The sequence below is a fragment of the Bradyrhizobium manausense genome, from assembly GCF_018131105.1.
Lineage (GTDB): Bacteria > Pseudomonadota > Alphaproteobacteria > Rhizobiales > Xanthobacteraceae > Bradyrhizobium > Bradyrhizobium manausense_B.
In genome coordinates this window covers 378,708-390,743 of the sequence record NZ_JAFCJI010000002.1, presented here as the reverse complement: position 1 = coordinate 390,743, position 12,036 = coordinate 378,708, and the positions used below count along the sequence as shown (strand labels likewise).

General features: G+C 62.8%; 14 protein-coding genes. 6 read left to right on the top strand and 8 right to left on the bottom strand.

Going from position 1 to position 12,036, the window contains the following annotated elements:
* Nucleotides 1-25: 25 nt before the first annotated feature.
* Nucleotides 26-310: a cupin domain-containing protein gene (locus JQ631_RS22165; RefSeq protein ID WP_249160876.1), complete on the top strand. Its 285-nt coding sequence runs from the start codon at nt 26-28 to the stop codon at nt 308-310.
* A gap of 88 nt (nt 311-398) precedes the next feature.
* Here the strand turns inward: JQ631_RS22165 and JQ631_RS22160 are convergent, their stop codons facing one another.
* On the bottom strand, nt 399-629 hold the full coding sequence (locus tag JQ631_RS22160) for a hypothetical protein (RefSeq protein WP_212329163.1): 231 nt from the start codon (nt 627-629) through the stop codon (nt 399-401).
* A gap of 98 nt (nt 630-727) precedes the next feature.
* Here JQ631_RS22160 and JQ631_RS22155 point away from each other — a divergent pair, with 98 nt between their 5' ends.
* Entirely contained in the window at nt 728-1,189 is a 462-nt protein-coding gene (locus tag JQ631_RS22155; RefSeq protein WP_349645016.1) for a response regulator, read from the top strand.
* A 12-nt stretch (nt 1,190-1,201) separates the two neighbouring features.
* Here JQ631_RS22155 and JQ631_RS22150 read toward each other — a convergent pair whose 3' ends face one another.
* A complete protein-coding gene (locus tag JQ631_RS22150) occupies nt 1,202-1,699 on the bottom strand; it encodes a GNAT family N-acetyltransferase (RefSeq protein WP_212329161.1) in 498 nt (165 codons plus the stop codon).
* Nucleotides 1,700-1,859: 160 nt separating this feature from the next.
* On the opposite strand from JQ631_RS22150, the gene JQ631_RS22145 reads away from it, so the two are divergent.
* Both JQ631_RS22145 and JQ631_RS22140 read left to right on the top strand, forming a co-directional pair.
* Nucleotides 1,860-2,081, top strand: a complete 222-nt coding sequence (locus JQ631_RS22145; protein WP_349645015.1) for a hypothetical protein — start codon at nt 1,860-1,862, stop codon at nt 2,079-2,081.
* Between the two features lie 164 nt (nt 2,082-2,245).
* The gene (locus tag JQ631_RS22140) at nt 2,246-3,004 is read left to right on the top strand and encodes an outer membrane protein (protein ID WP_212329153.1); all 759 of its coding nucleotides are present in this window, start codon (nt 2,246-2,248) and stop codon (nt 3,002-3,004) included.
* 98 nt (nt 3,005-3,102) lie between these two features.
* Here JQ631_RS22140 and JQ631_RS22135 read toward each other — a convergent pair whose 3' ends face one another.
* The 6 genes from JQ631_RS22135 to JQ631_RS22110 form a co-directional block, all read right to left on the bottom strand.
* Entirely contained in the window at nt 3,103-3,786 is a 684-nt protein-coding gene (locus tag JQ631_RS22135; RefSeq protein WP_212329150.1) for a helix-turn-helix domain-containing protein, read from the bottom strand.
* Nucleotides 3,787-3,968: 182 nt separating this feature from the next.
* On the bottom strand, nt 3,969-4,655 hold the full coding sequence (locus tag JQ631_RS22130; protein ID WP_212329148.1) for a potassium channel family protein: 687 nt from the start codon (nt 4,653-4,655) through the stop codon (nt 3,969-3,971).
* A gap of 503 nt (nt 4,656-5,158) precedes the next feature.
* Nucleotides 5,159-5,611 (bottom strand): hypothetical protein, encoded by a 453-nt coding sequence (locus JQ631_RS22125; RefSeq protein ID WP_212329146.1) that lies wholly within the window; start codon nt 5,609-5,611, stop codon nt 5,159-5,161.
* A gap of 171 nt (nt 5,612-5,782) precedes the next feature.
* Nucleotides 5,783-6,031, bottom strand: a complete 249-nt coding sequence (locus tag JQ631_RS22120) for a hypothetical protein (RefSeq protein WP_212329144.1) — start codon at nt 6,029-6,031, stop codon at nt 5,783-5,785.
* A 206-nt stretch (nt 6,032-6,237) separates the two neighbouring features.
* Nucleotides 6,238-6,375, bottom strand: coding sequence for a hypothetical protein (locus JQ631_RS22115; RefSeq protein WP_212329143.1), 138 nt, complete (start codon nt 6,373-6,375; stop codon nt 6,238-6,240).
* Nucleotides 6,376-6,413: 38 nt separating this feature from the next.
* Nucleotides 6,414-11,000 carry a response regulator transcription factor gene (locus tag JQ631_RS22110; RefSeq protein ID WP_212329141.1) on the bottom strand — a complete coding sequence of 1,529 codons (4,587 nt, stop codon included), beginning with the start codon at nt 10,998-11,000 and terminating at the stop codon, nt 6,414-6,416.
* Between the two features lie 152 nt (nt 11,001-11,152).
* On the opposite strand from JQ631_RS22110, the gene JQ631_RS22105 reads away from it, so the two are divergent.
* Nucleotides 11,153-11,479 carry a nuclear transport factor 2 family protein gene (locus tag JQ631_RS22105; protein ID WP_212329139.1) on the top strand — a complete coding sequence of 109 codons (327 nt, stop codon included), beginning with the start codon at nt 11,153-11,155 and terminating at the stop codon, nt 11,477-11,479.
* 202 nt (nt 11,480-11,681) lie between these two features.
* Nucleotides 11,682-12,020: a helix-turn-helix domain-containing protein gene (locus JQ631_RS22100; RefSeq protein WP_349645014.1), complete on the top strand. Its 339-nt coding sequence runs from the start codon at nt 11,682-11,684 to the stop codon at nt 12,018-12,020.
* Nucleotides 12,021-12,036 lie beyond the last annotated feature (16 nt).

The window sequence follows — 12,036 nt, the reverse complement described above, 5'->3', positions numbered from 1 at the left end:
GCGCAGGGTTCTCGAACGCCTCCCAATGCCCGGCGATCAGGAACTCATGGTCGTCGAGGTCACCTATCCGCCGGGCGGCGTCGCTCCGCTGCACCGCCATCCCGTCGCCGGTGCGATCTACATCGTCGAGGGCGTTGCCGAGTCCGCTTATGGCACCGACGAGCCGAAACAATATCGCGCGGGCGAGACGTTGCAGGACCGCTCGGATCTGCCGCACACGCACTTTCGCAATTGCGACCCGGATCGCCCGCTCCGATTTTTGACCATCTATGTGCTTGAAGCGGGAGGCTCCTATACGTTGGAGCCGTGAGGCGACAAACCGTCATACCCGGAACTGTATCCGATGCAAAAAGGCCTCGCCGAAGCGAGGCCTCCTTGTTTCACTGTGCTGGCACGAACTAATCGTCGTCCCAGTGATGGCGACGGATCACGACGCCGCGGTCGTAATCGCGATTATGGTGGTACCAGCCATGATGCCAGCCGCGGTCGTGCTCGTAGAAGCGGGCACGCGGGCCGTAATCACCGCGGTCGCCGCCAACATAGATGCCGACGCCGGCCGCATTGGCGATGGTGGGGGCACCGATTGCGAGCGTCGCGACTGCCGCAAGAGCGTAAGTCAGCTTTCTCATCTGTTCCTCCTTCTGCATCGTCCGGTGAGTCAACTGATGCCGCCATTGCCTGTTGCAGGAACCGGGAAGAAACTTTCTTGAATGGCTGTTCAGGTTTCATGTCGTCCACCGTGAGAAAGCCAAAAACGCGTGCTGGACTGCACGCGAAAATGGAACACGTGTCGCGTCGGATCGCCGACGGGCCAAAGGCAAATATGTCGGAACCGCCTTCGATCCTGATCGTGGAAGACGAATATCCGCATCAAGGCGTGCTCGAGAGCGCGCTGGCGGACGCGGGCTTTGCCTCCGACATCCTCGCATCGGGCGAGGAGGCGATGACGGTGTTCGTCGCGCGCGGCAAGCGTCACAAGGCGCTGGTGACCGATGTCTGTCTCGGCGGCAAGCTCACCGGCTGGGATCTCGCTCGAAGAATGCGGGAAAAGGATCCGGCCCTTCCGGTCGTGTACATCACGGGCAGGGCCGGCGCGGCCTTGTGGACGTCACAGGGCGTGCCCAACAGCGTGCTGCTCGAAAAGCCGTTTCATCCCGAGCGACTGGTTGCGGCGCTCATGAATCTGTGAGTTGCCGCCACGCTACCGTCGGATGCGGTAGATCACGACAGCCTCGCCATGATGCGTGGTGCTCTTCTCGAGCGCATAGTCCGACTTTTCCAGCACGCGGCGCGAGGCGCCATGGCCGACAAGGACGAGGCCGATCAGGGATGGCAATTTCAGCTCTGACAGCCCCATCTCAGTCAGCGCGGTCGCGATCTCGCTCGCAAGCCCCTGGCCCCAGAGGTCGCGCCTGAACGTATAGGCAATCTCGATCTCGTCCATGCCGTCCACGAGGATGTGCCTGATGCCCGCCCGCCCGGCGAACGCGCCGTCCTTCGTGCGTAGCACCCACAGCCCGAAACCGTGCCGCTCCCAATGCGCGATGTTGGTCGCGAGATAGGCCTTCGTCACCTCGGCCGAGCGTATGCCGCCAAGATAGCGGGAGACCTCGGCATCGAGATGCAGCGCGACGAGATCGGCGAGGTGACTTCCGTTCAGCCTTTCGGCCGTCAACCTGTCGGTGCTGAAGTGATCCATGGAGGCCGACGTGCTACCGCCCGCGTCAGGTAGTCAAGTCGCAGATTGATCTGAATCAAGCGCCGGAATCGCCGCCGCAGCACAAGCACCACAGGGGTGCATGCTGGTAGGTGAAATGATTCCGACTTGGTACGTCAGCGCGGAAGTTCGAAAGCGTGGAGTGCTGCCGAAGCTGCGGAGTCCGCGCGAGACGACGACCTTTGCAACCGAGAGCGAAGCGAAGCTGTTCGCGCGCGCCAAGCTCGACGAGGGGCTCGCAGTCTTTGCCGGCACGATCAATCCCCACCTTCCCAGGCGGCTCATTCCAGCGTCCGGCATCCAGGCGTGGCTTGCGGAAGACCAGGTGGACGCCGCCGTGCCCCGAGAGCCGGACAGCGTTTAAGCACGATGCAGTGCACAGCGATGGCGCTTGAGTGTTGCCATTTTGATACGGGCCAAAGCGATCCCCGCGCATAAACTTCAGGATGTTCGCAGGCCCCATGCACGCCAGCCTGCATGAGCGCTCGCATTTTTGAACGGAAGAGATCTGAGCAAGGGGACATAACGATGAAAAAGCTCTCAATGGCCGCGGTCGGCATCGCGGCGCTGACGATGACGGCTCCGGCCATGGCGGCCGACATGGCTGTTAAGGCGGCGCCGCCGCCGGCACCTGTGGTGGCGATCTATAACTGGAGCGGGTTCTATATCGGCGCCAACGGAGGCTGGGGGCAGAGTCATGGCTGCGTCGATTTCCTGACGGCGGCGGGGACGCTCGCAAGCGGTTGCGCAGATCGCTCCGGCGGCCTCATCGGCGGTCAACTCGGGTATCGCTGGCAGAGCAGCCAGTTTGTGTTCGGCCTGGAAGCGCAGGGCGATTGGGCCGAGATCAAGAACACGCGCGTAACACTATTCGATCCGGCGGTCTCAACCACGGGCAAGACCGATGGCATCGGCCTTTTCACCGCGCAACTGGGCTGGGCCTGGAACGCATCGCTGTTCTACGTGAAGGGCGGCGCCGCGGTGACCCGCAACCGCTTTGATGTCTTCAACAACATCACCGGTGTCGGACTTGCGTCGGCAGGTCACACGCGCTGGGGCGGTACGGCGGGCGTTGGCTGGGAATATGGCTTTGCGCCGAACTGGTCGTTCGGTGTCGAATATGACCATCTCTGGATGGGGCGCGACAACACGAACTTCGCTGGCGTGGTCACGCCTGGCGGCTTCACGCTGCTCGGCAGCGGCGTCAGCCAGGACGTCGATATGATCACGCTACGGGTGAACTATCGCTTCGGCGGTTACGGTGCGCCCGTCACGGCTCGCTACTGAGCCTGCGACTTCCCAGTGAACTCAGGCCCCGGCATCAACCGGGGCCTTTTTGCGCGTGTGGCAAAGCGCCTCACGGACCGACCAGGGGCGACGGCAGCTCAGTTTGGACGGTCAAATCCGGCGAGCTGCTGCCTGTCCATGAGGACGATCTGTCGCTGGTTGTTGTCGATGAAACGAAGGATGCCGAGCTCACGTAAATAGGACAGCGATCGCGAAACGGTCTCCAATGTCAGGCCGAGGTAGTCGGCGATATCGCGCCGGGTCATCGGCAACGCCAGGATGCCCGCGGCAGTCAGCCGCCTGTCCATTTCGATCAGGAAGGCTGCAACCCGCTCCATCGCGGTCTTGCGTCCCAGCAGCAGCATGTGGTCTTCGGCATGCCACAGGTTCGCCGTGGCCATGCAAAGCAGGCTCTTGATCAGAATGCTGTCTTTCTCGGCGACGGCTTCGAGGCTCTCGCGCCTGATCAGGCGCGCGGTCGTGTCCATCACGGCCTCCGTCGTGAACCGGTGGACGCCGCCATGGTCGAGTCCGAAGATGTCGCCGGGGACGTGAAAGGCGCCGATCTGGCGACGTCCGTCCGTCAGGAGCTTGTAGCTTCGCACTGCCCCTGATTTGACCTGGTAGACATATTCGACGGGCTCCTTTTCGCCGTAGATCTCGCTGCCGCGTCTGTAGAAGAACTCGCTCAGGCTGATCATCGGATTCGATGCAGCGGCGATGCCAAGGTCCCGGAAGGAATGCGGTCGGGAGTGTGATGACGAGGTCACGTGCATCAGCATTGGACCAACTCCTCAATCTGATGGCGATCGGGTTTGTCAGCCGCAGCGAACGCAACTTTCTGGATGGAGTCACGCTCGTTTCGCTCGTACGACAGCAAGCTTGGTCCAAAGCGGAACCGGTGACTATCGTCCTAATGTTCATTGTACCTATGGACAGCACGATGCTCTGTTCTGGTAGCACGTCATCCTTCGGCGTGGTGTCGTTGCTCGCCCAGTTCGAGAGTCACAAGCCTCGCCAGAAGCGTTGCCGGATAGAGCTGTCCGATCACGGCCTCGGCGTTGCAGAGGCTTCGGGCCCAGGGATGAATCGGGACGATATCGCCGTATCCCGTGGTCGTCAGTGTGGCGAAGCTGAGATAGAACACCTTGCTTGCGAGTGATCTGTCATCCTCGAACTCGATGCCCTTGAATGCGCCGTCGATCGATAGTCCGAGAAAAGTGAAGACGCAGGCAAAGCCAACCGCGATCAGCAGATAGACCAGCACCGCGCCGACGATTCGGTGATAGGTGACATAGCCGGGGCCGAACACTGCCTGCATGACGACGACACTGAGTGTTGTCGCGATGATCAGCCAGGATGCGGCGAGCACGTGCAGATTGTAGGGCCAGGAATAATAATAGCGTTCGAGAAAGACAACGAAGTTGGTGAGGAGAGCAAGCGACATCAGGACGAGCGCGGTCTTGCTCCTCGAGATCGTGGTCATGCCCGCCATGACCGCGAGCAGGAGGGTGATGGTTCCAGCGTGAAAGACGAAATTGCCTGACGCCTGGAGGGGCGCGAACACGAATACGATCAAAATCAAAAGGAACGTCAACAACGTAAGCAGCCAGTCGTTGAGGCTCAATCGCAGCCTATCCTTGATCACCATATGATCCTCATGCGTTTGCGTGGTTACCTTGACGAGCTTGCAGCGTTTTCCGGAGGCAGAAGCGCCAGCTTGATCTAGCGCAACAAGGCTGCTCGCCAGCCTTCCATGCTGGTGGGGGCCCGGCGGTGCGCTGGCTGGTCGGATTTGCCGGCAGGGGTATGGTCTTTAACGCAAGGGAGACGCACGATGACGAAGTGGCTTGCTGTTGCGACTTTCGCCTTGTTGGTCGGAACCTCGGCCCAAGGCATGACCCCTGCACCTCAGGTGCAGCCGGAAAGCATGATCACGCCGGTTGCCGCCGCATGCGGAGTCGGGCGAACCCGGATCAATGGCGTATGCGTCGCCAGAACCACGGTGCGGCAGACGCGCCGGGCAGTGCGACGGTGCCTTCGGTGGCAGGCAGGCGTTTGCGCCCAATACGAGTGAGAAGGATACGCACCGGCGCGCCCGGGTCATCGCCCGACGCATGTCATGTGTGATCAGGTGTCGCGCCGTTGCGCCAATCACCAGTACCTGTATCCAAACCACGGGAACTGTCCCTGCCGTGCCGCCAGCAGCATCTGGGGCGGCGCGTGCCGCTTCGACCGCATCGCAACGTGTTGCGTCCTGCGTGGCCGCTTGCGGTCGGCCGCTTCGCGCGGGAGTTGATCAGTGCGCGCCATCGCAAGGGCGTCGGCAACCGCCGGAGTCTCCGTTCGGGTGACCGGCGGCTCCGTCCGGTCGACGAAGGCCGATGCCTGCGCACCGGCAGTGTCAGGTGGGACAGCGATGGTGACAGGCTGGCTCGTGTCGAGCACCACGCGCTCGGGTAACTTCCGATCCGAGTGAATGCGTATGGTCGGCCGGTCTCTAGTGTCGTCCCGCACGACCATTGCCTTGGGCAGACAGAAGTCCGCAGCGAACAGCAGCGCGAGCAAGGCCGCGCCGACCTTCCAGAAATACGCCAACAGCGGCATCTCAGTCGCTCCGCGCCCCCCAATGGGCCCAGCATGCGACGACGTAGTGCTAGTTTTGTCACGCCTACTCGGCGTTGGAAGCGCGTGCAGCCCGACCCGCTGCCACGCAGCTACGGATGCAAGACGGACAACCATCGGCCTCGCACATGTCGTGATCCGTCAACCGGACCCTTAGCGCCCCGCACCAACGCGATTGACGCCGCCATTTGCGTTTCCGCCGGCATTGTGGCGGACTGCCGCACGCGCAACCGGGCGCGGCCTCAGCACGACGCCGGCCCTCGCGACGCAGCCAACCGGATAGTCGACGTACTGACAATATACGGCGGCGGCCGGGGTCGGATTGAGCGTGACCCCCGTAAGTCCCAGGAGAGCGCTGGCGGCAAGCCCTGAAATCGTCATCGACTTGATCGAAAACCGCATGGTGATCTCCCTCTTGTCTGCGCCATGGAGACAATCAGCGCCGCTTCATTTGCAGACCACAACCTGTTCTTCCAGGGATCGACCACGTTGATGTAGATCAAGCTCGCGCAGGCCAGCGCCGAACCCAACGCGGCGCGGCCCCCCGGTTAACTGCGATGCGCCGATCGGTCAGGTGTCCTGCAGCGAAATCCGGCTCGGTCTCGCGCTCAGGATTGCGGATCGTTGCTTGCGAGAGCGCGTAGGTCGTCGAGAAGCGCGGCCTCGATTTCGCGGATATGCGCTGCCGTCGGCCCGGTCGGGAAGTCCTTGGCGAGCTGGCGGCAGCGCTCAAGACGCTCTTCCAAGATTCGCTTGTCCCGGTCCTGGTTCATGGCTCGAGCATTCAAACCAGCAAGTCATGAGACGCATGATGCGAATTGCCATTGCCGTGGTTGGCGGAGTGGTCGTCCGGTGGTGCGATCGAAACCGTTTGGACGATCGCATCAAGAGCCTTTTGCTGACCGGGCGGAACGTGCGAGTCGAGCGAATCATTGAGCTCTTGGGGCGCAACGACCGCGGCGACAGCGGGAGGTGTTGCCATGCTATCGAAGCGGAACACCGGTTCTTGATCTATCCCGCTGGCCACGGGTGCTGCTTGAGCCGGCTGTGCGGGCTCCACCGCGATCGCTGCGGATTGCGCCGCGTGCTGTGAGTTGCCGTGGCCCGCGCCGTCGGTCGCTGCGCTGTCGGGATCGACACTCTCGGCCGTGTCCAGCGCGCTTGCGGAGGCCGTTTGTACATCGTGCCCGGAGTTGCCGTGTTCGGTCGGCTCAGTGGTCGTTACTGCCGCTGCAGCATCCGCAACGTCCGGAGCCTGATCGTGATGCCCGTTGCCCTTGCCGGCGCTGTTGCCCGGTGTGGAGTCAGCCAGATCCGTGGTTGCCGTCGTCGCAGGTCCTGGGTCCGACGCGTGCTGCGAATTGCCGTGGCTCGCGCTGTCGGTCGTTGCGACGTCGGGATCGACACTCGCGGCTGTGTCCGGCGCGGCTGCAGAGGCTGTTTGTACATCGTGCCCCGAGTTGCCGTGTTCGGCCGGCTCAGTCGTGGTCGCTGCCGCTGACGCATCCGCAGCGTCCGGAGCCTGATCATGATGCCCGTTGCCCTTGCCGGCGCTGTTGCCCGGTGTGGAGTTAGCCAAATCCGTGGTTGCCGCCGTCGCAGGTCCTGGGTCCGACGCGTGCTGCGAATTGCCGTGGCCGGCGCTGTCGGTCGTTGCGACGTCGGGATCGGCACTCGCGGCTGTGTCCGGCGCGGCTGCAGAGGCTGTTTGTATATCGTGCCCGGAGTTGCCGTGTTCGGCCGGCTCACTGGTCGTTACTGCCGCTGCAGCATCCGCAACGTCCGGAGCCTGATCATGATGCCCGTTGCCCTTGCCGGCGCTGTTGCCCGGTGCGGAGTCAGCCAGATCCGTGGTTGCCGCCGTCGCAGGTCCTGGGTCCGACGCGTGCTGCGAATTGCCGTGGCCGGCGCTGTCGGTCGTTGCGACGTCGGGATCGGCACTCGCGGCTGTGTCCGGCGCGGCTGCAGAGGCTGTTTGTAGATCGTGCCCGGAGTTGCCGTGTTCGGCCGGCTCACTGGTCGTTACTGCCGCTGCAGCATCCGCAACGTCCGGAGCCTGATCGTGATGCCCGTTGCCCTTGCCGGCGCTGTTGCCCGGTGTGGAGTCAGCCAGATCCGTCGTTGCCGCCGTCGCAGGTCCTGGGTCCGACGCGTGCTGCGAATTGCCGTGGCCCGAGCCATCGGCCGTTGCGACGTTGGGATTGACACTCTGGGCTGCGTCCGCCGCGTTTGAGTGCCCGGAGTTGTCGTGTGCTGCGCCGCTGTTGCCCGGTGCGGAGTCAGCGTCAGCCAAATCCGTGGCTGCCGCCTTCGCAGGCCCCGGCTCCGACGCGTGCTGCGAGTTGCCGTGGGCTGCGCCGCTGTTGCCCGGAGTGGAGTCGGATTCAGCTGACTCCGTGGTTGCCGCCTTCGCAGACCCCGGCTCCGAAGCGTGCTGCGAATTGCCGTGGACCACGCTGTCGGCCGTTGCGGCGTCCGGTTCGGCACTGTTGGCGGTCTCCGCTGCGCTTGCAGAGTTTGCGTTCGCGGAATTGCCGTGTTCCTTCTCGTGCGCCTCTGCCGACTTCGCAGACCCCGGCTCCGAAGCGTGCTGCGAATTGCCGTGAACCTCGGTGGCGGCCGTTGCGGCGTCCGGTTCGGTATTGTCGGCGGTCTGCACTGGGCTTGCAGAGTTTGCGTTCGCGGAATTGCCGTGTTCTTTCTCGTGTGCCTCTGCCGCCTTCGCAGACCCCGGCTCCGAAGCGTGCTGCGAATTGCCGTGAACCACGGTGGCGGCCGTTGCGGCGTCCGGTTCGGTATTGTCGGCGGTCTCCGCTGCGCTTGCAGAGTTTGCGTGCGCGGAGTTGCCGTGCTCCTTCTCGTGCGCCTCTGCCGACTTCGCAGACCCCGGATCCGAGGTGTGCTGCGAATTGCCGTGGACCACGCTGTCGGCCGTTGCGACGTCCTCTGGACTGTCGACGGCTTCTGCGCTTGCAGAGTTTGCGTGCGCGGAGTTGCCGTGCTCCCTGGCGTGTGCTTCTGCCGCCTTCGCTAGGCCCGGCGCCGATTCTGAAGCCTCGGCGCGATGCTCGGCGCTGTTGCCCGGTGAGGACTCAGCTTCATCCGCGTCGGTAGCCGTCACGATGCTCGGTTGGACGATCTCGTTCTGTCCGATCGGCGAAACGCCGTGGTCCGCGTTGATCGGCTCGCTCTTCAACGCGGGGTTTTCTCCTGTCGCAGCCGCCGCGTGATGAGCAAGCACGACTGGTGACGGAGACGCCGATACGCCCGAAGCGCCATCGTTGTCCTCCGTCGCCTCCGCCGCATCGCTGGTGAAACTTACGGACCTCGCCGACGCCGCTGGGCCGGCCCTGACCTGCCCGAACTGGAATCTCGAGCCGTCGTCGGCCAGGATGCTCCAAACTCCTGACGTCCCGAATGTGCTCTCGCTCGCTCCGGCAGTGCCATGGGCATTGTCCGCACTCAGAACCGCTTCGTCCGCCGTGATCGCCGACGGCAGCGCTTGTTCGAGCTGCTCCAGCGTGATCGCGACGGCCGCGGCTTCCGGCTGAGCGGCGAGATCCGACTCCGCAACGGACACGTTTCCTTGCAGATGGACTTCCAGCAGGCCGCGGTCACCGACATCGAGACTATGATCGGTCGGATTCACATAGACGATCGTTTCATTGCTGGCGGCGTCGTAGACCCACGCGAGGGTATGTGGCGGTATCGTCTTGCCTGCTGATGTCATATGCAGCCAGGCAAGCGCTCCGAAAGCCGCAAGATTGATCCTGCTCGATCCCGCTGCGAAATCGAAGGCGGAGGACGAGGTCGAACTGGAATCGATCGGGGAACGATGAACAACGTTGCCACCAATCAGTTGATCGCGGCCATGTGCTCCAGGAACTGCTCCAAGAACTGCTCCTGGAGCGGCATCGTGACCGGCGTCCGATAGGCCAACCGGTTGGAGGTTGTCGCTGGCCGCGCCATCGCTCATGTGAGCCCGGACGCCTTCTCCAGCGGCGCTTTCGTTTCCAGTGGTCACGTCAGCGGACGGTTGGTGGAGTTCGTGCGAAGGCAAGGCCGGGGCCTTGTCGTCGACACGATGAGCGCCAGCATCGGTGATCGCGGCGACCTTGGTCGCATTCTCTCCGGTGAGGCCCAGGAGGCTGTCGATCGATCCTTTGTCCGCCTCATGCGCGTGTGCGGCGAGATGCGGGTCGTTCAGTGCGTAGATCAAGGCGCCGGTGAGAATGGCGAAGGTGCCATACCCTCCTTGAAGCGACATCGGACTGGAAGCAGGCCGCGGGAATGGATGGTCCGCGGCCGGGTCGCTTCCAATCTGCGTGTCGCTGGCTCCTCGCGGTGAAAGCGCGGGAAGATTGGGCGTGCTCGATCCGGCAGGACCGAACTCTGTCCACGATTTGGGGCCGACAACCTGCTCGGCCGCGCGCAGCGCTTCCAATGTCGCCGCCGGGGTCGTGACTTGGCCCACCTTGGCCAGGAAATCTCTCAGGGTGGGCGGTGGCGTCTCGCTGGATTCCCAGGCCATGCGGTGCCGGAGAATGGCCTTCTTCCAGGGTTCATAGTCGGCGTGCGTGCCCGCGTGGCCGAAGCCGCCGTCATTCGGAGGCATGTCGCTATGCGCAAGCGCGTGGTTCGCCTCCGACGCCTTGAGCTCGTCCGCAATGCCGAACGCCAGAAAGGCCAGCGCGAGCGTGCCGAAGGCGGAGGTCCGCTGCAGCAACGCGATGGTTGCGAGCACGGTTCTGTTGGTGATCTCGAGCTTCTGAAAAATATTGTACAGGTGGACTTTGACCGTCCCTTGGGAGACGTTGAGCTGGCGCGCGATCTCCTTGTTCGACATGCCCTCCGACACCAGTCGTACAATTTGACGTTCCCGTTGCGTCAATTGCTCCAGCATCTTTTCAATCTTGGCGCCGTCAGCTTCGGTGCCGGCCGGCGAGAAATCGGATTGCTCCAGCAACACGCCGCGCTTCGCCATCAGCCGCAGCGATCGCAGCATCGTGTCGGGGGAGTCATATTTCGAAATGGCGCTACAGGTGCCGGCAGCAATGGCTGCGGCCAGCTCCTGGTCGGTGTCGGATTCGGTAAAGAACACCAGGCGCGTGGGAAGCTTCTCGGCTTTCGCGATCGCGAGGATCTGGGAGACCGTCAGATCCGGCAGGGTGTCCGCAATAAGCGCGACGTCAGGTATTGAATTCCGCATGGCCTCGAGGCAGCTCGTCCCATCGCTGGCCGATGCCACTACATCGAAGTCCTGCTGTGCCCCCAATACCGACTTCAGTCCCTGCAGGACGATCGGTTGTCGATCTACAATCACGAGCCGGATGCGCTGAAATATCCACTGCTTCGCAGTCACGTCTAACATGGGGCACTGCCTCGGCCCGGCGATCTATGTCCTTCGGCATATGGCCGGGGCCGGGTAGGGGCATTAAAATACAATTAATCGTTGGTAGAAAGAGACTTAGCAGGCTTAACCCTACCTAAATCGCGATTTTTGACGGTATTGAGGTGTGGAATATGTCCTTTGACCCGATGGCCGTAGCGGTTGACTGGCTCGATGCCTACCGCGCAGGCGATATTGAATCGATTTTGGAAATGTATGCCGAAGATGCCGTGGTTCGCTGCGGTTGCGGCTCGGTCAAGACCATCACCGGCCGCGAGGCGCTTCGTGCCGATTGGGTCGATCGCATTCGCGAGTATCCGGCAGGCACGTTGGACGATCTCAATCCCTATGACGATGGAACCATCCTCTCTTACGTCACGAGTGCAGGCATCGTGAACGCGCTGTTTGCGTTCGACGCCGCCGGTCGGATCAAAGAGCTGAACCTCGCGCCCATTCACTAGACCGGCGGCGCGGGAACTTTGGGCAAAGTGCGGCTTTGACTGCCGCTCGCCTCGAAACAGGCGTGCCCGAAAGGACCGCCGGCGAACAGGTGCGCGACGCCCATAGCCGGCGGGTCCCAAGGGCGCCAGGGCCCGCACGCCTGCATTAACATATCTTGTATCGGGAACGCTCGGTAACCCGTAGGCACTCGACTCTGGGGAGTTGAGGTTGCCAAGGACGAGCAAGAATCGAAATTTCGGAGCACGCCTTCGCGAGCTTCGACACGCCAGGAAGATGACGCTCGTCGCGTTGGCCGACCAACTCGGCGTCTCCACGGCTTCTGTGTGGCTGTGGGAAAACCGGCAGCGCGTTCCGATTGCCCCGACAGTCCAGCGTGTAGCGCAAATTTTTGGTGTCGATCCATCTGCGCTGATGGAGCCGCGCGCCGAAGCTGCAGCCCCCGATCAAGCACCGCCACCCGATCTTCAGGATCTCATCCACGCGATCGAGGCGAAGGGCTTTCGTGTGCAAATAGCTCGCAGACGAAATCAGCGAGGCTGACGCTCAGTTCGACTGG